The sequence below is a fragment of the Ensifer sp. ENS03 genome, from assembly GCF_014852035.1.
GTDB lineage: Bacteria > Pseudomonadota > Alphaproteobacteria > Rhizobiales > Rhizobiaceae > Ensifer > Ensifer adhaerens.
Genome location: NZ_JACVAV010000016.1, coordinates 1 through 18,923, shown reverse-complemented (window position 1 = coordinate 18,923; position 18,923 = coordinate 1). Strand labels below are relative to the sequence as shown.

Genomic DNA, 18,923 nt, shown 5'->3' with positions numbered 1-18,923 from the left:
GGGTCTTTTGCCATCGGTGAGGCGCTCAATCATACCAATGTCGTCGGCATCAGCGTTTCCGCGCAGCATAGACACCGACACCCTTTCAAGTTCGCTTCGGTGCCATAGCAACGGAGCCTATTCTGCAAGAATGCGCTCGGCTTTGAGCGCGTTAGCTTCCGACGGTATTTCGTATCTGGAAATCGCGGAACCTGACGGCGGGAAGGGACACGAGGAACAAAGTGGGTCGGAAACTGCGGTTTCCCTTGCTGAGTTGATAGATCGCCATATCGCCGCGCAACTGGCGACGGCGGATGCTGTTCGTGCCTGGGATGAGCGCAGGGCGGCCGGCGATATTACGAACCTCACCTATGCTCATCGACTGTTGGACGTTGCGCGGGATGAAGAAGCTGGCTGGCTCGCGATCGTCGATTACCGGCCGCGGGGCGATCAGGAATCGAGGCTAAAGCTGACCTATATGGCGGCATACCTGATCGCAACACGCGGCACACTGAACGCCAAAGAGATGAATTCGACCTTGGAAGCCCCTCGGGGTCGGTCAGGCGGCGCGTAGGTCTAATTAACCTTTTTATGCCGGCTGCAGGCTACTGGGGCCACAGACTCTGCGCTGAAATCCGACAGCGTTTCGAGGGATAGGACGCGGCGCCATTTCCCCTCGTCGATTCTTTGCTGGGAGATACCGTACATGGAAACACGCCAGCGTAAGCATTTGGGAGTTAGTGAGATTCCGGCCTTTATTGATGAGGTGATCAACGCTGGCTGCGATATCTGTGCGGTTAGGCGCGATTGCTACATACTGGGCGACTTGGAGGAGATGGATGCGGCGAGCGGTGAACTGCAGCGGATAGGTGAAAAGTTCGGAGACCGCGATTTCCTGCTGTTAGAAATCGTCGCACACCTGAGATCGCTCGGGCGTTATCTCGACCCCGGCTCGTCGGTGAAGCATTGGTCGGAGAATCCGAAACGACATTGAAACGCGTTCGAAGCATTTTTTAGTATTTCCTATTTTAGGAGCAGTGCTGCTCCGCAGTGCGTGGGCGAACAGGCGAGAATTGATATGGTTACGGCAAGGTGAAGTTTTTTACGCCGACAAGGGCTTCGTTTTCATTACGACGGATACGGGCGGCGCGGACGTTTTCCTTCATGTCTCCGCACTCCGGTATGGCGATATATTGAGAGATGGGCAGACGGTGTCTTACGACCAAGTTCGAAAGGCAGGAAGATCGAAGGCCGAAAACGTTAGATCGTTTTGACGAAAGACGGCCGGCTTGCCGAGTTGTGGCAGGGGCTGATGTGGCGATTGTCGCAACTAACGGCGCGGCAACGAATGGTACAGGCCCCACAGACAACGCTTCTAAGGACATAAAGCGATTGATCAATGGGCCCGGCAGGATTCGAACCTGCAGTAATCGGTTATGAGCGGACGGCTCCAACCATTGAGCTAAGCTCGTTACCGTGATTACCGCGCAAGACGCCGCTGCAGTGGCGGCGGGTCCTCCAGTTTTCTCTGCATCAGCTAACTGCGGCCTCACGCTATCCCAAAGCGCAGCGATCCAGTAAATCCTCGACCACCTGCTGTTCGCACACCCCAAAAGTGACTTCGTAACCGGTGTGCAGCTCACACCTGGACGAAAAGTTAAATGCCGCCATGCCAGAAGCGGACGTTATGAATGACCTATGCTCTCCACCTGCTTGATCGAGAACTGCACATCGATATGGTGCAACTTACTTCATGGCACGATTTTAAAGGGTATTCCGTGGAAGTTTCTAATCTACAGACCTGCCCGGAGTGGGCGGACACAATCGCTTCCCGTGCTTGGAATGCTTGGTGGACTGATAGTGGTGTTTCTTTGGCTGAATATCGCGCCCATCTGGATCCGATGATGGAAGGCGAAGACGTCCCTCTCGCTCTTGTCGCACATAAGGAAGGCAAGTATCTCGGCTCAGCATTACTAATCGAAAATGATCTCGATGATCGCCCACAATATTCACCATGGATAGCCAGCGTGAAGTTCGCAAGGATGAGCGGATCGAAAGGCTTGAGAAGTTGGTCGCCGCCTTCAAGCAGGCTGCCTTCGGCCGCAAGTCCGAGAAGGCTGATCCCGAGCAATTCGATCTCGCACTGGAAGACCTGGAAACGGCCATTGCGGCCGTCCATGCCGAAGACGAAGCCGATAGGCCTTCGGACAAGCCGCGCACCAAACCACGCTCCGCTAATCGCGGCTCTCTTCCCGCCCATCTCCCTCGCATAGAGGAGATCATCGAGCCGGAAAGGCTGATCTGCTCTTGCGGAGGTGGCTTGCATTGCATCGGTGAAGACGTGTCCGAGCGGTTGGATGTCATTCCGGCGCAGTTCCGCGCCCAGAAGTATCCGATCTTGGTCCTGCGGGAGCCGGGATTAAGGACCGGCGCACGGGTCTCGTCCATGAACAGCTTAGTCGAGCGCTTCAGGTCGGCAATCAGGGCGTCGAAGACCGGGCGCAGTTCGAATGCTGTCCGACCGACCCAGTCAGCAAGTGTGGAACGGTCAAGATCGATGCCTTGGCGGCTCATGATCTGGGCCTGCCGGTAGAGCGGCAGATGATCGGCGTATTTGGACACCAGCACATGCGCGATAGTCGCTTCCGTCGGCAATCCGGCTTGGATCAGCCACACGGGCGCTGGAGCCTGGGCAACCCCGTCGGTGCGGCACGGCACGCATATCTGGGACGACGGGTGACGATGACATCGCCAAATATTGGAACGGCCTGGGCCTGTTCCTCACCGATGGCCGCGTCGAGATCGACAACAACAGCGTCGAAAACGATCCGGCCAATAGCCCTTAACCGGAAAAACTCGCTGTTTGCAGGGCATGACGCCGGAGCCGAGAACTGGGCGACGTTGCCACGCCGATTGCCGAGGAAGGCGTGAAGCGGATCGGTGAACTCTATCGGATGGAGGCTGAGTTGCGCTGCCTCGACCCCGAGGCTCGTTTGTCTGGACGGCAAAAACGATCAGCACCGCTGATCGCCGACACGCCGGTGAACCCTTGCAATATCCGCTCGGCATGCTGCCCGCCACGGCCTGCAGCATAGGTGAAGGCCACACCTGGTGGAGCGCCGCCGCCCCACGGTCGGTCATCACGAGCTAGCGCTCCACGGCACGGACCCGACGCCAATCGAGCCCTGCAAACAACGCCTCGAACTGAGCATGGCCCAAGGTCATCAGGCCATCCTTGATGCCCGGCCAGGTGAATGTATGTTCCTCCAGCCGCTTGTAGGCCATCACCAGCCCGCTTCCATCCCAGTAGATCAACTTCAGTCGATCCGCATTACGCGACCGGAATACGAAGACCGTCCCGGTAAATGGGTCCTTGTGCAACTCGTTCTTGACCAGTGCCGCCAAGCCAACATGGCCTTTGCGAAAGTCGACCGGCTTGGTCGCCACCAAGATCCGAACCCGGTTCGATGGAAAGATCATGCCGGAACCGCGCAGGCACGCGCGACGGCGGCGATCCGGGCGGCAGATGCGCCTTCTTCCAAGCGGATGGTGATGGAACCAACGATGATCTCAGGGCGAGCGACTTCTTTGATCGGCAGCTCCGAAACCGGCGGATCGACGATCACCGCTGCGAACTCCACCGCATCCTCAGATGCAGGCAGAACCAGCTTGCCCTGCCGCGCCATCGTTCGCCAGGTGGACAGATGGTTCGGCTTCAACCCATGCCGCTCGGCGACCTCATTTACGATCGCTCCGGGCCGAAGGCTCTCCGAAACGATCTGCGCCTTGACCTCGTCCGGCCAGTGCCGGTGAACCTCACGTCCAGGCTTCCTGGTCCTGAGAACCTCCAATGTAGTCTCCATGGAGAAACTCCCGTTGCTCGTCCATGGATAGGCGATCACAGATCAGAGCGGCGAGGACAACGTGGGAGTGGAACAGCGGTTACGTGACTTCTACGCCCGCTGGGGATTTTCATGAAGCGCGCTCCGGTACCAGTTCACGATGACGCTTGATAACAGGCTATGCCGCGACTGGAAACATAAGGTTCGCCCGACCTCCAGTTCGAGGATCCAAGCGCCGGTAGCGCGAGGATCGATTTCCTCTTCAAGGAAAAATTCGAGCATTGCATTCAATCCTGTGTCCAGTGCGCGGGGCACCGGTACGCAAAATGCTAAATGTATTTATCCATACATTGACATTCTGAATAGTTTTATTCATACATGTGGGCACGGCAATTTTTTATTCACATGAGCAAAAGGAGCATCCATGCCGTCCTCTGAAATCCTAATCTTCGACGCTCCGAGTGTCGGAAAATCGTTCCGGGCCAAACTCCTGACGCAGGACAATCCGGATGTCGTCGAGCAGGTTCTCGCCCAGCTTCCGCTCAAGAGCGTTCTCGGCCACGTCGTCATCTCCGGCGAAGCGATCTGGATGCCGACCCGCATCGTACACCTCGGCCGCAGCAACATGGTTCAGCGCCATCCAGGCGCTGTATACCTCTACGCACCGGGTCAGACGATCTGCCTGACCTACGGCAAGATCACCGAGAGCGCGAACGTCAACAAGTTCGCCGAAGTCTTCGAGGAAGACCTGCCGATCCTGCAGGAGCTCGGCGAGATCGTATACGAGCATACCGTTGCTCTGCCGCGTCGCACCGTCATCGAAATCAATGTTCGGAAGGGCTGATCATGTCCGGAATCAAGAAATTTGAAGGCAACTGGAAAGAAGCCAAGGCAATCATCGAAAAAGAAATCGATCGCGTCTGGTTCGAAGAGCCGACCGAGATCCAGAAGATCCGTTTCGGTGTCATCGACAGCGGCGCAGGTACGCGCGAGCAGTCCTTCACGGTACTCGTTCACCTCGAAGCATACCTGATGCTGGTTGGTGCGGACGTTATGTACCGCTTCCTTAAGGTCTCGCAGTACGAAGACATGCAGCTCGCGACGATGAACCGCCTGACCCGCGAGTTCCTCACCGGCACGTTCAACGTTTTCGAGTTCATGACCGACCTCGGCCTTACGAACATGCATGAAATCGGCCAGATGTATTCTGACGCTCTCGATACGCTCGAGACCAAGGAACAGTATGTCGAGCTGACCGGCGCAATGATGACCTACGTCATCCGTATGCACCGCTGGATCCACTTCATCTTCCCGTGGAACCTCGGCGTTGCGTTCCCGCACCGTCTGCCGGCGGAAGTCCAGGCGATCAGCAAGCTTGTTCAGGCGCTCTAAAACCCTCCCAGGACGCCAAAGAAAACCCCGGCTTTGCCGGGGTTTTTTCGTTTCAGCTGATGCCAGGAAGAGCGGGCTCAGAGGATGCCGGTAGGCAGATTCGAGATCGAAGCTGTGGACACGTACACCGCCTTAGCCATTTGCCAGGCGGTCGACTTTTTCCCAGTCAACCTTAACGCCCAGCCCATCACCTTGCGGATATTCGCGCAGCCATCGCTATAGGTAATCGTAGAGGTCAGAATGTCGTTGCTCAGCATCAAGGGTGCGGGAAGGGCGGCACCATAGCTCATGTCCCTCAGCGCGGACGCGGTCTGCAAATAGGCCGATGTTTGCAACAGGCTCTCACGGCCGGGTCGAGTGGACTCCTCCTGAATGCTCAGAGCTCGAGTTTGTTTTTGAGCTCACGGCGGGCGGGATATTAGAGCTTTTTCCGGTGCAGCGGCTCCGTTTCAAGACGCCGCAGCCCACCCAATGGGTGGTCCAACCACCCACGGGATTGGCGCGTTCACTAGCGTCCAACCGTTACGGAGTGGCGGCAGCTAATTGCGACTCGAACAAGGATCAATCCAAGTGCGCGAAATCTGGCAGCTACTGGGAAGCTCCAGAACCTGGCTACTAGTGCAATGGCCGGGCTGTCGTCCGACTGATACTCCTCCAGCATCGGGAGTGACAATCTGATCGGAAGATAGTTGAATTCAGGTGCCTCTATCGGTGTCATGTGTTACCCCTTTGTTTTATGCATTAAAAATAACACTACACCATTGTGTGAATATTTCCATACGAAAATCCATGCCAAGCTGACCTTCTGCGTATTCCGATGATGCCGGACGGCTATGGAGTGCGCCCCAGGCTGAGACAAGGAAAATCGCGGACAGTTTCCCGCAAGGAGAGGAAACTGGGGCATGGCCGGACGGCAAAGAGTTATAGATGAGGACCGAAAACTGGAGCTTCTCCAGCGCATGGAGGCGGGCGAAACCGCCAGCAAGTTTGCAGATGAGATTGGCATCAGGCGCCAACGTCTTTACGAGTGGCGCGATCAACTCAGGCTTCGTGGTAATTTGAAGTCACGTCGGCGCGGCCGGCCAACGAGAGCGGCGGGAGGAGCCGACGGGGACTTGCAGCTGCAGAGTGCAGTCGATCTGCCGGCGCTTCAGGAAAAGGCACTGACTAAGGCCAGGCGCCGGACCAGGGAATTGGAGCAGAAAGTCGGGCAACAGCAACTCGATCTCGATTTTTTTCGCGAAGCCTTGCGGCACTTCGAGGAAGATCAGCGTCGGAGCAGCGCCCCTGGCGAAACTGGATCTTCAAAGTCATCCAAAAGATGACGACCGGCCTGTCGCAAGGCGAATTCAACGTCAATAGAATGTGCTGGCTCGCTGGCGTCAGCCGCAAGTTATTACCGTCACTGGCTGCATTCGGCCCCGCGTCGGGCTGAGACAGGTTTGCGCGATCTCATCCAGAGGACGGCACTAAACAACGCGCACTACGGCTACCGCCGGATCGCGGCCCTGTTGCGGCGGGAGGGTTGGCAAGTCAACCACGTGCATTCAACGCATCATGCGTGAAGACAATCTGCTGTGCCTGCGCGCGAGACCTTTTTGTTCCTGCAACGACGAACTCGAGGCATGGTTGGCAAGTCGTGCCGAACCTTGCCGGGGCATGATCCTCAGTGGGGTCAACCAGCCAGGCGAGCATGAGCCGTGTCGGAAATCCTTATGATAACGCCAAGTCAGAGAGCTTCATGAAAACCCTGAAACAGGAAGAGGTGCAAGGTCTCGCCTATAAGGGATGCAGATGATGCCCGCAGGCGCACCGGCGCTTTCATCGATACCGCTTACAACACGCAGCGCCTACATTCGGCGCTCGATTATCTCACGCCAGAGGAATACGAACAGAAGCATTCAGGTGGACGACAGATGGAAAAGGCGGGATAGCTGAACGCGGGACGGTGTCCGCGATTTTCCTTGTCTCAGCCTGGCGGTGCACTCCAATCCCGTACACGCAGACCTTCTGCCGGAGGCAGCAGCGCCACGCACACAGCTCCCACGTTGTCCCTGCCGGAACTAGTCGCCCGGTGGCCTCCTCGACCCGCTACCTGCTAAACCCGCCGCTTGCAATCACACTGCAGACGCTTTTTTGCGTTTGGAGTGAAACAGAGCTATACCGTGGACTCAATTTTGAATATTTTGATACATGAGAAATCGTGGAGGTGTTTTCGTGTCGGAAGGCAACATCGAGATTGCTGATGAGGACGTCGCGACCAGCGCCACAAACCTTCAGCCTTCAGATCGCCAAGCGCTGCGAGCGGAAATCGAACGGAGAACGGCTGGTCAGCGGCTGACGCCTGCCCATCGCAGGATCGCACAGCAAATGATCGAGAACAGCGCGCAACTCGGTTTCCTATCGAGCATGGAACTGGCCGAACTGGCAAATGTGAGCCAACCGTCCGTTACGCGCTTTGCCGTGGCACTTGGTTTTGACGGCTACCTTGAAATGCGCCGGTTCTTGCGAAGCGCCCAACCCGTTGCCGACCTGCCAGCGGAAACACATGCAAACCGCTATCAGACGGCGATGCTAGCCGAAGCGGCAAATCTAACGGAACTTGCGCAATCGTTCTCAGATAAAAAGGCAATCGATGAATTCGGCAAGGCACTGGCTAATTCGCGGCCACTCGCAGTTCTCGGTATACGAGCGTCAGCCGGCCTTGCGACCCAATTCGCGTATTTTGCCGCCAAGGTACACCCGGATGTTCGATTGCTGGCGGCGGGCGGATCCTTAGTGGAGGATCAGATCGAGCAATGTTATGCTGCCGGCGGGCGTACCATGGTGGTTTTCATGATGCCTCTGCATCCCCGGGAAACTTTGAAGGCTATCGAATTGGCTCGGCACGCAGGGATGAAAATAGCTCTCGTTACTGATCCTGACTTCACCGATCATGAGGGGATTGCGGATTTCCTGCTTACCGCCCGAGCCGAGAGCCGACTGGTTTTCGATTCCTACGCTGCGGCGACTGCCCTCGTGTCAGTGCTGTTGGACGCGATGTGCAACAACATGAATGGGGAAGCCCAAAAGCGACTGGATTCGATCGATCGTTCGTCCAAGCGTCGTAAAGTTTTCGTCAGTTAATCCGTACAGGAGCCGAGGCGGCGGGGCAGGGCGCTGATATCTTGTCTAGTCGGCCGCAATACGGCCGACTAGACTTGGTCGATTAGTTGCCAGGCTTACGAACGCTTCCCAAACCAACCGTGCGGTCCACGATGATCAGCAAGACTATCGAAGCAAGGATGAGGATCGTAGACATCGCCGCTACGAATGGTTCGTACTCGTACTGCAGATAGGCGCGAAGCTGCAGGGGCAGGGTTGTCCAGTCCTTGTTCGCGAGGAAGACCGATACCGTGTAATTGTTCCACGACAGAACGAAGACGATAATTAGAGACGGAATGATGCTTGATTTCAGTAACGGCAGAGTGACACGCCGCAGCGCTTGTGCCGGCGTGGCACCTACGCTCAGAGCCGCTTCCTCCAACCGGGCGTCGAAATTTTCCATCTGTGCCATTACGTTCCGAACGGGATAGGGAAGCGTGACAACGATGTGGGCCGCTAGAAGGGTCCAAACGTTATTGACGATACCCATCATGAATATGATCTGAAACAACGCCAGCGCGACGATAACCGCCGGGATGAAAAGCGGCGACATCAAGAGTGATGACACTACGCCCTTAGCAGCGCCCGTGTATCTCTGCAGGCCGATTGCGGCAAGCACGCCCAAAGCGGTCGTAGCGACAGCAGTCGCCACCCCGAGTATCGTGCTTGCAACAGCCGCTGTGAGGAAGTCAGGCTTCTCAAGGATTGTTCCATACCATTTCAAGGTGAAGCCTTGGGGCGGAAACACCATCGCGGTTGGGTTGAAGGAAACAGCGATGAGAATTAGCAGCGGGGCCAGGAGAAAGCCGAAGAAGAGGATGGCCCCCACATACCAAAGCCCAGTCGTGAGAAATGTCTTTTGCATAGGACGGCCTTTCAGGTTGCCGGCGCCAGCGTGGCTGGCCGGCTGGCGGAGCGAACCGCCCACTGGTACACGCCAAGCATCACCATAGTAACTATCAAGAGAATGACCCCGATCGAAGCGGCAAATGGCAGATTGTTGGACTGCGTCGCGGTCTCGTACGCTGCCACGCTCATAAACCGGACTCGCCCACCTCCGAGCAGGATAGGTACCACGAAGGACTCGACATTGATGCCGAAGGCGAGGACGCTGCCTGCAAGAATTCCGGGCACGCTCATTGGCAACGTCACTCTCTTGAAAGCTGCGATCGGTGTCGCTCCCACAGTCATCGCAGCGTGCTCCAACTGGCGCGGGATGGACTGCAGCACTCCATAAATAGACATTACAACAAAGGGAACGGCGACCTGCACCATACCAATGATCACGGATGTTTCGTTGTAAAGTAGTTGCAACGGCCTATCGGCCAATCCAAGACCGACGAGGAGCTGATTGACTGGACCAGTGCGGCCGAGCACCACCATGAGACTCAACGTCCGGACGACAAGATTGACCCAAAGCGGCAACATCACAAGAAGGATCATCCACGTCTGGGCGCGCGGCTCGGCTCGAACGATCAAGAAGGCCCCAAGATAGCCGATAACAACGGAAAAAACCGTGGCCACCGCCGCCATTCTGATTGTGCGCCAAAGCAGGTCGTTCAAGTAGTAACTATCTCCGAGGAAGCGGGAATAGTTAGAAAGCGTAAACTCGCTCAGCACCTCGCCAGTCGGGCCGGTTGCCATGAAGCTCAGAATGAAAACCCAGATCAGCGGAAGTACGAAAAACGCACCAAGGATTGAGAGTGCGGGTAAAATGAGAATGCCGGGTTTCCTCATCGCGCTCTTCCCTCTTTGGGAAGCAGTCTCGCTGTACAATGAACTGCCACAGTTTCGCCCTGGCGCAATTCCGGCGCGTCATTCATGCGCTTGACGCGCATGGGATGTTCACCGATACGAACGATGTAGTCGCTCGATTGCCCGAAGAACATAAGACGTTCCACCTTTCCCTGAAGGACGTCGGGATTGAGGTTTCCATCCAGCTTACTGAGCGAGATCCATTCCGGTCGGACGAACCCCACCGCTTCTCCGGGGTGACTCGCCTCGAATTCTGCCTTAGTTGGCACGCGGCTCCCGTCCTGTAACCTGAGATGCAGCCCACCGCTGCCGTTTTCTATAGCCCCACGGAAGAAAAAGGCTTCTCCCACAAACCGTGCAACATACTCTGACACAGGCTTGTTGTAGACGTTATCTGGTGTGTCCAACTGCTCGATCACTCCCCGGTTCATTACCACCACACGGTCAGAGAGCGATAGAGCCTCTTCCTGATCGTGGGTTACAAACACGGTTGTCAGCCCCAGAGTTTGCTGCAGTGCCTTCAGCTCGACCTGCATGTCCTGGCGCAAGTTCTTGTCGAGGGCACTCAACGGTTCATCAAGCAACAGAACATGTGGCTTCAGGACAATTGCGCGTGCAAGCGCAACACGCTGCTGTTGACCGCCAGACAGTTGGGACGGAAGCCGATCTGCAAGCGCCTCAAGTTGGACCATGCGGAGTGCTTCTATCACCCGTTCATGGATCTCGTTCTTAGGGGTCTTACGAAGCTCAAGTCCCATGGAAATGTTGCGAAAGACCGTTAGATGAGGCCAGAGCGCAAAGTTTTGAAATACAAAACCAATCTTGCGCTTCCAGACGGGATCATTCGTAACGCACCGACCGGCGATCACGATGTCCCCGCCAGTCGGATTTTCAAGTCCGGCGATGATGCGCAGCAAAGTGCTCTTGCCGCACCCGGAAGGCCCGAGGATAGACAGGAATTCGCCTTCACGCACATCAAGGCTGATGTTTTTGAGCGCCGCGAAATCCGCCCAACTTTTTGTAATGTTCTTTACGCTAATCTCGCCCATCACATCACCATAGGTTTGAATAAAGGGCCCGGCGAAGGACGCCGGGCACGTCGGAAAGTTGACCAGTTGAGATTACCGGGCGACGACCTCTTTTTCCCACCGCTCCTTCCACGCATCCATTTGCGGGACGATCTTTCTCCAGTCGGAGATGAGCAGCGAGTTCACGACTTCGTCACTGTAAGGCACATTGACGCCCGACAAATCCAAGCCCATGCGCGCCGGAGTATAGCCGAGATCCGTTGCGTAGGTTTTCTGGCTTGCCTCGCCGAGGAGATTGTTCACGAATTTCATGGCAAGCTCTGTGTTCGGACGGCCCTTGACGACATGAACAGTCGAAACTAGGCCGATAGCACCTTCCTGCGGCACAGCGAACTGAAGCTCAACGCCTTGCTTGTTGGCCCAATCGACACGCCCGCGCAGCCAGCGAGCCATTACGACTTCACCGTTACGGAAGAGATCCAGGAGCTGCGGGTGCTGGCTGTAGAAGACTGTGATGTGTTTGCCCAGCTCAGCCATCTTTTGGAAGCCGGGGTCGATGTTGTCTTCACTTCCGCCATTGAGCTTGGCCATGAGAACGAGCAGCTCGATATTTGCTGCATCGAACCCGGCTGTTGTAACAGCGCCGGAATATTGATCGTTCCACAAATCCAGCCAGGAGGTGGGAGCGGGGTTAACTTCCGTTGGCTTGTAGGCAATGCCGTACTGGCCGAAGTTCGTGATTACCCCGTAATCGGAAAAACGAGCTTTCGGGTATAGCTTTTCCAAGTTCGTTACGATTGCAGGGTCGAGCTTTTCAAACGCACCCTGCGCTTCGCCGCGGGTGGCCCATGCCATGTCAGCATGCACGACATCGACTTCCTTGGCCATTGCCTTGGCCAGCCCGTCCGCACCCGATGCGGGCACGAAAGTGATTTTGACGTCGTTTTCCTTCTCGAACGAGGCAATGTTCTTTTTGATGGCGTCGGTGTAGGCACCGCCGAAAGCTGCGACGACAAGCTCCTTGCTTTGTGCAAGAGCCGAAGTCGCCATCGCCAGAGTGAGTGCGGCAGCAGTCAACATGATCTTCACTTGAGTTCCCCTTGTTTTGGTTTGGGTAGACATTGCGAATGTATGGAAATTTTTATGCTATGGCAAGATGTAATTTTCCATTCAGTCGGATGCCGTAATCAAGCAAGCTGACTACCCAGGACAATTAGGCGGTCACAACCTCACGCTTGCCCGTGGGCAGGTCTGCGGAAACGTCAGACTCCTAATGTGACGCGGAAACCCGTTCCATCCGCTCGAATCCGGATGGCGAACGGCCGCGTCATCAGTGGCATTGTGCATGTGCCAGCCGTCTCTTGATACATAACCAGACAGGAGGAGAGCTCGAGCCTAGATTGTGTAAATAAGCAGCCGAGCAGGCGACGACGAGCGACGCCTGTCCTTTATCCCGAGCAGCAAACATGTGCAGAGCCATGTTATTCCTGAGCCGGATTAGAAATTGCGCTGAAGGCGGACGAAGCCCGCAACGTAGTCGCGGTCGGTCGTAGCCGTCAGGTCTTCCGGGTTGTACTGAACCGATACGCGAGCGGCGAGGCCTTCGGTGACCGCGTAGTCGAGCGTCACGCCAGCTCGCCACTTGTCGAGGTCGTTGTTGAACTCGTTGCCGGTGCGCAGGCTATCAAAGTACTGTACACCGGGGTGATCTTCAGCTTGTCGGTGCTTGAAGGCGTACGAAGCTGCAACGCTCCATTCCGATGCGCGCCAATAGGTGTTCGGGTTGGAAGCCCAGATACCGGCAACCTGCAGCGTGCCCGGGCCGGGGTCTGCCGAGAGCAGCGCGCGGATCGCGCCTTCTTCCCATTCGGTGTCGTAGCCGCCGAGCAGGTCGAAGGAAACACTACCGAGCGTAGCCGAAACGATACCTTCGATGCCGACGCCGTTTGCCTTGGTGGACCAGCCCTCAAGTTCGTCAACGGCGGTGGCGACCAGATTGGTGTTACGCAGGCCTTGCCTAAGAGAAGAGGCCAAAAGAGGCGCCGCCAGTGCCTAGTGCCTAGTGCCTAGCGGCGCTGGGGGAGTAAATCGAAGCCAGGGTCGTTCGAGCTATGGCCAATTCGATGGACTTGGCCGCAACCGCCAAGTTGTGTCTTTCTCAAAATTCTGTACTTCGGTCCTTGCCACTCCCGGCTAAGCCGGTGGCTTCGAGCATTTGCACCGATGTCTTTCGGAACAGGCGCAGTGTCGAAAAAGGATTCAGCCCCGACTCAGTTGACGCGGGCTGGACGCGCGCGGACATGAGGGCAACGCTTTGAAACCGGAACGTCCCTGATAAATGCATGATGCCCCCCGGAAACGCCCAACAACAATCCGCTCCCTCCTAAAACGCATTGCAACCACTCAAACCAATCCGTAAGGACAGCTAATATCAGGTCCGACAATCCGCGTATGAATATTTCAATTCATACAAAGACGGCTAAGCGATTCTGCCCATGGAGGAACCGCCTGGCAGTCGATGAGCACGAGGTTCCCGTGAATAGGTAGACCTATCACGCCATCAGAGCGTCTAACGTAGTTCGGAAACGCCGCTCTATCCTATCACGATCGCGATGGCGCCCGCCGGCGACTTGTTTCGCCCCATGTACCCACACACAATCGGGCTTTGGTGCACCGGCGAAAATAATGTGATCGAGGGTGGCGTGTTGCTTGGGCTGCCGATGAAGATCATACGACACCAAGTCGGCGGGCTCTCCCTGCGCGATTTTGGCTGTAGCGGCTAAGGCCGCGCTGCCGCCCATTGTCGCCTTCTCATACAGGGTTTGACCCGTAGAGCCGTTTGGCGGAGCAATGACATTACGCGCACGTTGAGCGAGACGCTGTGAGTACTCTAACTGCCGCAGCTCATCACTGACCGCAATCAAGACATTGGAGTCGGAACCAATCCCGAATGAACCGCCGGCCTTAAGAAAATCCGTAATGGGAAAAATTCCATCGCCGAGATTGGCTTCGGTAATCGGACAAAGACCGGCGACTGCCCCTGCCTTGGCAACAGCAGCCGTTTCTTCGGCCGTCATATGGGTCGCATGAATTAAGCACCAGGTGTCATTGATGGAGAAGTTCGAGAGAAGATATTCGATGGGTCGAGCACCGCAGAATGAGATGCAATCTTCGACTTCCTTTGTCTGCTCGGCGACGTGGATATGGATCGGCCCGCCGTTCGCTACAGGCAAGATCTGTCGGATTTCATCGACTGTTGCCGCCCTCAAGGAGTGAGGTGCGATGCCAATCCGACTATTGGGCAAGGAAGAAATTGATTTTGCAGCTGCTTCCGTGAGCTGGGCGAAACCTTCTACCGAGTTGATGAAGCGCCGCTGCTCTTTACCCGGTGCCTGTGCGCCAAAACCGGAATGGGCGTAAAATACGGGCAGCAGCGTGAGAGCAATTCCCGTATCATTGGCAGCCGCAGCGATCCGCTCTGCCATTTCAGCGATATTGGAATAACGGTTTCCGTCCTTGTCGTGATGCAGGTAATGGAACTCGCCGACTCGACCAAAGCCAGCTTCAAGCATTTCCATGTAAAGCTGCGCAGCAACTGCCTCCATTTGGTCCGGTGTCATTGAGAGCGCGAACCTGTACATCAGAGTTCGCCAACTCCAAAAGGAGTCATCACCGTCGCCGCGCGTCTCCGTTAAACCTGCCATCGCTCTCTGGAACGCATGACTGTGCAGGTTCGGCATAGCCGGGAGCAGTATGTCGTGACGTTCTCCGGCGGCTTGCTCCGGCGGAACTTCCGAGCTGATCGCAGCGATTTTCCCTTGTTTCAGAGTTAGTTGGACGTTTCTCGTCCAGCCGGTTGGTAGAAAAGCCTTGCTTGCGTAAAGCTGTGACATTTTTTGCTCCTGGTATGAATGATATTTTTCATCTTGCAAGTTACGTGAATGGATATATACATATTGTGAGTGAAGCAACCCGAAATTCAGGAGGCGGGGGGTGGTCGAAGTCTGGAGAAATGCCCGTCTGATCACGGCCGCTTCCGATAAAAACGGACTAGATATTGTCGAGAACGGAGCGATCGTGGTCGATGCCGGACGGCTTCAATTCGTCGGTCCGGAAGCCCTTCTGCCTGGTGAGTTACTTCAAACCGCCGCCGCAACGGACTGCGGAGGCCGCTGGGTCACGCCTGCCCTGATCGATTGCCACACTCATCTCGTGCACGGCGGCAACCGCGCCCGCGAGTTCCAGATGCGGCTCGAAGGCGCCACATATGAAGAGATCGCACGGGCCGGCGGTGGCATCGTTTCCTCGGTGAAGGCGACCAATGCGCTGAGCGTCGATCAGCTTGTCGAAAGCGCCCTGCCACGCCTCGACACGCTTCTTTCCGAAGGTGTTTCGACGGTCGAAATCAAGTCCGGTTACGGGCTCAATGTGACGGCTGAGCTCAACATGCTGCGCGCCGCGCGCAAGCTCGAAACGCTCCGCCCGGTCCGCGTTGTCACCAGCTACCTCGCCGCGCATGCGACGCCGGCAGACTACAAGGGCCGCAACGGCGACTACATCACCGACGTCGTGCTGCCCGGCCTCGATGCGGCGCACGCCGAAGGGCTGGTCGATGCGGTCGACGGTTTCTGCGAGGGCATTGCCTTCTCGACCGCCGAGATCGCCCGTGTCTTCGACCGCGCCAAGGCACTGGGCCTGCCGGTCAAGCTGCACGCAGAACAGCTTTCCAATCTCGGCGGCGCCAAGCTCGCGGCAACCTATGGTGCGCTCTCGGCCGACCATCTCGAATATCTCGACGCCGAAGGCGCCGCAGCCCTTGCCAAATCAGGCACGGTTGCCGTCCTGCTCCCCGGTGCGTTCTATGCACTCCGCGAAGAGCGCCTGCCGCCGGTTCAGGCGCTGCGCGACGCCGGCGCAAGGATCGCGATCGCCACCGATTGCAACCCCGGCACCTCGCCGCTGACCTCTCTGCTTCTCACCATGAACATGGCCGCCACGCTGTACCGGCTTACAGTTGACGAGTGTATTGCAGGCACGACCAGAGAGGCCGCACGCGCTCTCGGGTGGTTGCACGAAACAGGAACGCTCGAAGTCGGCAAGTCCGCCGACTTCGTAGTCTGGAACATCGAACAACCTGCCGAGCTCGTCTATCGCATCGGCTTCAACCCACTTCATTCCCGCGTATTCAAAGGCGAAAAGGTATCACCATGACAATTGTTCTCCACCCGGGCAGCGTGCTTCTCAAGGACCTTGCTGACATCTACTGGAATAACGGTTCGGCAAAACTCCATTCGTCCTTTAACGCCGCAGTGATGAAGGGGGCCGCACGGATCGCCCAGATCGCCGCCGGCAACACGCCGGTTTATGGCATCAACACCGGCTTCGGTAAACTTGCCTCGATCAAGATCGACAGCGCCGATCTGGCAACCCTCCAGCGAAACCTCATCCTCTCCCACTGCTGCGGCGTCGGGGTGTCGCTGCCGGAAAATGTCGTGCGCCTCATCATGGCGCTGAAATTGATCTCACTTGGTCGTGGTGCCTCTGGCGTCCGCATCGAGCTCATCCGGCTAATCGAAGGCATGCTCGAAAAGGGCGTGATCCCGGTTATTCCAGAAAAGGGCTCGGTCGGTGCCTCGGGCGATCTTGCGCCGCTCGCCCACATGTCTGCAACTATGATGGGCGAGGGCGAGGCCTTCTACTGCGGCGAACGCATGGCCTCCCGCGATGCGTTGGCGAAGGCCGGGCTTGCGCCGGTCGTGCTGGCCGCGAAAGAAGGGCTTGCACTGATCAACGGTACGCAGACCTCGACGGCGCTGGCGCTCGCAGGATTGTTCCGTGCCCATCGCGCTGCGCAAACGGCGCTTGTCACCGGTGCGCTGTCGACGGATGCGGCAATGGGCTCGTCTGCACCATTTCATCCGGACATCCACACGTTGCGTGGCCATAAGGGCCAGATTGACGCGGCTGCCGCGCTCCGCCAGATGCTCGCAGGCTCCGAAATCCGGGACAGTCATGTCGAAGGCGATGAGCGTGTGCAGGATCCTTATTGCATCCGCTGCCAGCCACAGGTCGATGGCGCCTGCCTCGACTTGCTACATTCGGTGGCCCGCACCCTCGAAATCGAAGCGAACGCGGTTACCGATAATCCGCTCGTACTTTCCGACAACCAAGTCGTGTCAGGTGGGAACTTCCACGCGGAGCCAGTAGCGTTTGCCGCCGATCAGACGGCGCTCGCAATTTGCGAGATTGGTGCGATTGCCCAGCGGCGCATCGCGCTCCTCGTCGACCCGGCGCTCTCCTATGGCCTACCCGCATTCCTGTCGAAAAAGCCGGGCCTGAATTCGGGCCTGATGATCGCCGAGGTAACGTCCGCGGCGCTGATGAGCGAGAACAAGCAAATGTCGCATCCGGCCTCCGTCGATTCGACGCCCACCTCGGCCAACCAGGAAGACCACGTTTCGATGGCCTGCCACGGTGCCCGCCGGCTCCTCGCTATGACGGAAAACCTGTTCGGCATCCTCGGCATTGAGGCGCTGGCCGCAGTGCAGGGCGTTGAGTTGCGAGGTCCGCTAAAAACCAGTCCGGAGCTCGTAAAGGCCGTTGCGGTGCTACGCTCTGCCGTACCGGCGCTCGAGAATGATCGTTTCATGGCGCCCGATCTTGCCGCTGCGGCCAGCCTGATCGCCTCAGGTGCGCTTGTTTCATCAATCTCGGACGGCATTCTGCCGATTCTGGAGGCTTAGCTTATGGAAGTCTTCGAGGTCACGCAGGGCACGTCCCCCCTTGTTCTCGCCCTGCCGCACACCGGCACCGTCGTTTCGGGCGACATTTGGGAGCGGCTTAACGACAATGGGCGAACGCTCGCCGACACGGACTGGCATATTCATGAACTCTACGACGGGCTCCTGCCGGAGGTGACCGTCGTTCGCGCCACCTTCCACCGCTACGTGATCGACGCCAACCGCGATCCCGAGGGCGTCAGCCTCTATCCCGGCCAGAACACGACCGGATTGATCCCGGAAACGGATTTCGACGGCAATGCGATCTGGAAAGATGGCGCCGGCCCAACTCCAGAGGATGTTACTGCCCGCCTGGGTGCCTTTCATGCACCCTACCATGCCGCGCTGAAGGCGGAGATCGAGCGCGTCAAGGGGATGCATGGGATAGCCATCCTCTACGACTGCCATTCGATCCGTTCGCACATCCCCTTCCTATTTGAAGGCAGATTGCCCGACTTGAACGTTGGAACGGATGATGGCCGCACATGTCATCCCTCCATCCAGGCGGCCGTGGTCAACATTGTCCGCAATGCCGATGGATACACGCGGGTGCTAAACGGCCGGTTCAAAGGCGGTTGGACGACCCGCCATTATGGCCGCCCGGAAACCGGCATCCACGCGATCCAAATGGAGCTGGCGCAGTCAACACATCTCTCGGCCGAAGAACCGCCCTTTGCGTATGACGCCGTAAGAGCAGACCGCATTCGTGCCCGGCTCAAGGACATCCTGACCAGCCTCGAACGTGTCGCATCTGAATTGAAGAACTGATTATTGGGAGCCATTGACCATGAACAATCCGCGCCACAACATTCGCGACGTGCGCGCGCCCCAGGGCACCACGCTCAACGCCAAGAGCTGGCTGACCGAAGCGCCGCTGCGCATGCTGATGAACAATCTGGACCCGAACGTCGCGGAAAACCCGCACGAGCTGGTCGTCTACGGCGGCATCGGTCGTGCCGCCCGCACGTGGGCCGATTTCGACAAGATCGTAGAGACGCTAAAGG

The 18,923-nt window shown here is 57.3% G+C and carries 18 protein-coding genes, 1 tRNA gene and 9 pseudogenes; 16 read left to right on the top strand and 12 right to left on the bottom strand.

Translation table 11 applies throughout. The annotated features are described in order from the left end of the window. Positions 1 to 256: 256 nt before the first annotated feature. The 3 genes and pseudogenes from IB263_RS32110 (at position 257) to IB263_RS32100 (ending at position 1,253) form a co-directional block, all read left to right on the top strand. Complete coding sequence (locus IB263_RS32110) at positions 257 to 553, top strand: hypothetical protein (protein ID WP_192358235.1); 297 nt, start codon at positions 257 to 259, stop codon at positions 551 to 553. A 132-nt stretch (positions 554 to 685) separates the two neighbouring features. Beyond that, a complete protein-coding gene (locus IB263_RS32105; protein ID WP_192358208.1) occupies positions 686 to 973 on the top strand; it encodes a hypothetical protein in 288 nt (95 codons plus the stop codon). Positions 974 to 1,071: 98 nt separating this feature from the next. Continuing rightward, positions 1,072 to 1,253: pseudogene (locus IB263_RS32100) on the top strand (cold shock domain-containing protein). Positions 1,254 to 1,379: 126 nt separating this feature from the next. Here IB263_RS32100 and IB263_RS32095 read toward each other — a convergent pair. Next, positions 1,380 to 1,443: transfer RNA gene (locus IB263_RS32095), tRNA-Met, on the bottom strand. Positions 1,444 to 2,005: 562 nt separating this feature from the next. Between IB263_RS32095 and IB263_RS32090 the strand changes: the two are divergent. Then, positions 2,006 to 2,359 (top strand): annotated as a pseudogene (locus tag IB263_RS32090) (IS66 family transposase zinc-finger binding domain-containing protein); the annotation flags it as partial. Here IB263_RS32090 and IB263_RS32085 read toward each other — a convergent pair. Next, positions 2,359 to 2,735, bottom strand: a pseudogene (locus tag IB263_RS32085) (transposase); the annotation flags it as partial. The pseudogenes IB263_RS32090 and IB263_RS32085 overlap by 1 nt on opposite strands. 3 nt (positions 2,736 to 2,738) lie before the next feature. On the opposite strand from IB263_RS32085, the pseudogene IB263_RS32080 reads away from it, so the two are divergent. Both IB263_RS32080 and IB263_RS34880 read left to right on the top strand, forming a co-directional pair. Then, positions 2,739 to 2,883: pseudogene (locus tag IB263_RS32080) on the top strand (transposase); the annotation flags it as partial. A gap of 23 nt (positions 2,884 to 2,906) precedes the next feature. Beyond that, a pseudogene (locus IB263_RS34880) lies at positions 2,907 to 2,954 on the top strand (hypothetical protein); the annotation flags it as partial. 17 nt (positions 2,955 to 2,971) lie between these two features. On the opposite strand, the pseudogene IB263_RS34875 reads toward IB263_RS34880, so the two are convergent. The 3 genes and pseudogenes from IB263_RS34875 to IB263_RS32065 form a co-directional block, all read right to left on the bottom strand. Continuing rightward, positions 2,972 to 3,133: pseudogene (locus IB263_RS34875) on the bottom strand (IS66 family transposase); the annotation flags it as partial. Then, a complete protein-coding gene (tnpB, locus tag IB263_RS32070; RefSeq protein WP_192359138.1) occupies positions 3,127 to 3,459 on the bottom strand; it encodes an IS66 family insertion sequence element accessory protein TnpB in 333 nt (110 codons plus the stop codon). The gene tnpB and the pseudogene IB263_RS34875, both read right to left, overlap by 7 nt. Further along, positions 3,456 to 3,842, bottom strand: coding sequence for a transposase (locus IB263_RS32065; RefSeq protein ID WP_192359140.1), 387 nt, complete (start codon positions 3,840 to 3,842; stop codon positions 3,456 to 3,458). Before IB263_RS32065 ends, tnpB begins: the two co-directional genes overlap by 4 nt. Positions 3,843 to 4,245: 403 nt before the next feature. On the opposite strand from IB263_RS32065, the gene IB263_RS32060 reads away from it, so the two are divergent. Further along, entirely contained in the window at positions 4,246 to 4,665 is a 420-nt protein-coding gene (locus tag IB263_RS32060) for a DUF3830 family protein (protein ID WP_192359143.1), read from the top strand. 2 nt (positions 4,666 to 4,667) lie between these two features. Beyond that, positions 4,668 to 5,213, top strand: coding sequence for a hypothetical protein (locus IB263_RS32055; RefSeq protein ID WP_192359146.1), 546 nt, complete (start codon positions 4,668 to 4,670; stop codon positions 5,211 to 5,213). 77 nt (positions 5,214 to 5,290) lie between these two features. Here IB263_RS32055 and IB263_RS32050 read toward each other — a convergent pair whose 3' ends face one another. Further along, a complete protein-coding gene (locus tag IB263_RS32050) occupies positions 5,291 to 5,503 on the bottom strand; it encodes a hypothetical protein (RefSeq protein WP_192439513.1) in 213 nt (70 codons plus the stop codon). Positions 5,504 to 6,115: 612 nt separating this feature from the next. Between IB263_RS32050 and IB263_RS32045 the strand changes: the two genes are divergently transcribed. The 4 genes and pseudogenes from IB263_RS32045 to IB263_RS32025 all read left to right on the top strand — a co-directional run bounded on the left by IB263_RS32045 (position 6,116) and on the right by IB263_RS32025 (position 8,339). Beyond that, positions 6,116 to 6,538 carry a helix-turn-helix domain-containing protein gene (locus IB263_RS32045; protein ID WP_246811143.1) on the top strand — a complete coding sequence of 141 codons (423 nt, stop codon included), beginning with the start codon at positions 6,116 to 6,118 and terminating at the stop codon, positions 6,536 to 6,538. Positions 6,539 to 6,655: 117 nt separating this feature from the next. Then, complete coding sequence (locus IB263_RS34870) at positions 6,656 to 6,778, top strand: IS3 family transposase (RefSeq protein WP_192359152.1); 123 nt, start codon at positions 6,656 to 6,658, stop codon at positions 6,776 to 6,778. A gap of 207 nt (positions 6,779 to 6,985) precedes the next feature. After that, a pseudogene (locus tag IB263_RS34865) lies at positions 6,986 to 7,147 on the top strand (integrase core domain-containing protein); the annotation flags it as partial. Positions 7,148 to 7,430: 283 nt separating this feature from the next. Continuing rightward, positions 7,431 to 8,339, top strand: coding sequence for a MurR/RpiR family transcriptional regulator (locus IB263_RS32025; RefSeq protein WP_210333430.1), 909 nt, complete (start codon positions 7,431 to 7,433; stop codon positions 8,337 to 8,339). 82 nt (positions 8,340 to 8,421) lie between these two features. On the opposite strand, the gene IB263_RS32020 is transcribed toward IB263_RS32025, so the two are convergent. The 6 genes and pseudogenes from IB263_RS32020 to IB263_RS31995 form a co-directional block, all read right to left on the bottom strand. After that, positions 8,422 to 9,285, bottom strand: coding sequence for an ABC transporter permease (locus IB263_RS32020; protein WP_192359159.1), 864 nt, complete (start codon positions 9,283 to 9,285; stop codon positions 8,422 to 8,424). Continuing rightward, positions 9,234 to 10,094 carry an ABC transporter permease gene (locus tag IB263_RS32015; protein ID WP_192359161.1) on the bottom strand — a complete coding sequence of 287 codons (861 nt, stop codon included), beginning with the start codon at positions 10,092 to 10,094 and terminating at the stop codon, positions 9,234 to 9,236. The genes IB263_RS32020 and IB263_RS32015 overlap by 52 nt, the downstream gene beginning before the upstream one ends. Next, positions 10,091 to 11,161 carry an ABC transporter ATP-binding protein gene (locus IB263_RS32010; protein WP_192359163.1) on the bottom strand — a complete coding sequence of 357 codons (1,071 nt, stop codon included), beginning with the start codon at positions 11,159 to 11,161 and terminating at the stop codon, positions 10,091 to 10,093. Before IB263_RS32010 ends, IB263_RS32015 begins: the two co-directional genes overlap by 4 nt. A 72-nt stretch (positions 11,162 to 11,233) precedes the next feature. Beyond that, entirely contained in the window at positions 11,234 to 12,220 is a 987-nt protein-coding gene (locus IB263_RS32005) for an ABC transporter substrate-binding protein (protein ID WP_246811148.1), read from the bottom strand. A 417-nt stretch (positions 12,221 to 12,637) separates the two neighbouring features. After that, positions 12,638 to 13,132: pseudogene (locus tag IB263_RS32000) on the bottom strand (porin); the annotation flags it as partial. 560 nt (positions 13,133 to 13,692) lie between these two features. Next, positions 13,693 to 15,033, bottom strand: coding sequence for a formimidoylglutamate deiminase (locus IB263_RS31995; protein WP_192359167.1), 1,341 nt, complete (start codon positions 15,031 to 15,033; stop codon positions 13,693 to 13,695). A gap of 100 nt (positions 15,034 to 15,133) precedes the next feature. Here IB263_RS31995 and hutI point away from each other — a divergent pair, with 100 nt between their 5' ends. The 4 genes and pseudogenes from hutI to IB263_RS31975 form a co-directional block, all read left to right on the top strand. Next, the gene (gene hutI, locus IB263_RS31990) at positions 15,134 to 16,351 is read left to right on the top strand and encodes an imidazolonepropionase (RefSeq protein ID WP_192359170.1); all 1,218 of its coding nucleotides are present in this window, start codon (positions 15,134 to 15,136) and stop codon (positions 16,349 to 16,351) included. Next, positions 16,342 to 17,883, top strand: a complete 1,542-nt coding sequence (gene hutH / locus IB263_RS31985) for a histidine ammonia-lyase (protein ID WP_192359185.1) — start codon at positions 16,342 to 16,344, stop codon at positions 17,881 to 17,883. The genes hutI and hutH overlap by 10 nt, the downstream gene beginning before the upstream one ends. Before the next feature lie 3 nt (positions 17,884 to 17,886). After that, positions 17,887 to 18,687, top strand: a complete 801-nt coding sequence (gene hutG, locus IB263_RS31980) for an N-formylglutamate deformylase (protein ID WP_192359173.1) — start codon at positions 17,887 to 17,889, stop codon at positions 18,685 to 18,687. 19 nt (positions 18,688 to 18,706) lie between these two features. Continuing rightward, positions 18,707 to 18,923 (top strand): annotated as a pseudogene (locus tag IB263_RS31975) (urocanate hydratase); the annotation flags it as partial.

Excerpts from the sequence above, each read along its gene's own strand:
- hutG (WP_192359173.1), top strand. The coding sequence starts at position 17,887 with ATGGAAGTCTTCGAGGTCACGCAGGGCACGTCCCCCCTTGTTCTCGCC.
- IB263_RS32055 (WP_192359146.1), top strand. The coding sequence starts at position 4,668 with ATGTCCGGAATCAAGAAATTTGAAGGCAACTGGAAAGAAGCCAAGGCA.
- IB263_RS31995 (WP_192359167.1), bottom strand. The coding sequence starts at position 15,033 with ATGTCACAGCTTTACGCAAGCAAGGCTTTTCTACCAACCGGCTGGACG.
- IB263_RS32050 (WP_192439513.1), bottom strand. The coding sequence starts at position 5,503 with ATGAGCTATGGTGCCGCCCTTCCCGCACCCTTGATGCTGAGCAACGAC.
- IB263_RS32105 (WP_192358208.1), top strand. The coding sequence starts at position 686 with ATGGAAACACGCCAGCGTAAGCATTTGGGAGTTAGTGAGATTCCGGCC.
- IB263_RS32060 (WP_192359143.1), top strand. The coding sequence starts at position 4,246 with ATGCCGTCCTCTGAAATCCTAATCTTCGACGCTCCGAGTGTCGGAAAA.
- IB263_RS32005 (WP_246811148.1), bottom strand. The coding sequence starts at position 12,220 with ATGTTGACTGCTGCCGCACTCACTCTGGCGATGGCGACTTCGGCTCTT.
- IB263_RS32015 (WP_192359161.1), bottom strand. The coding sequence starts at position 10,094 with ATGAGGAAACCCGGCATTCTCATTTTACCCGCACTCTCAATCCTTGGT.
- IB263_RS32010 (WP_192359163.1), bottom strand. The coding sequence starts at position 11,161 with ATGGGCGAGATTAGCGTAAAGAACATTACAAAAAGTTGGGCGGATTTC.
- IB263_RS32045 (WP_246811143.1), top strand. The coding sequence starts at position 6,116 with ATGGCCGGACGGCAAAGAGTTATAGATGAGGACCGAAAACTGGAGCTT.
- tnpB (WP_192359138.1), bottom strand. The coding sequence starts at position 3,459 with ATGATCTTTCCATCGAACCGGGTTCGGATCTTGGTGGCGACCAAGCCG.
- IB263_RS32065 (WP_192359140.1), bottom strand. The coding sequence starts at position 3,842 with ATGGAGACTACATTGGAGGTTCTCAGGACCAGGAAGCCTGGACGTGAG.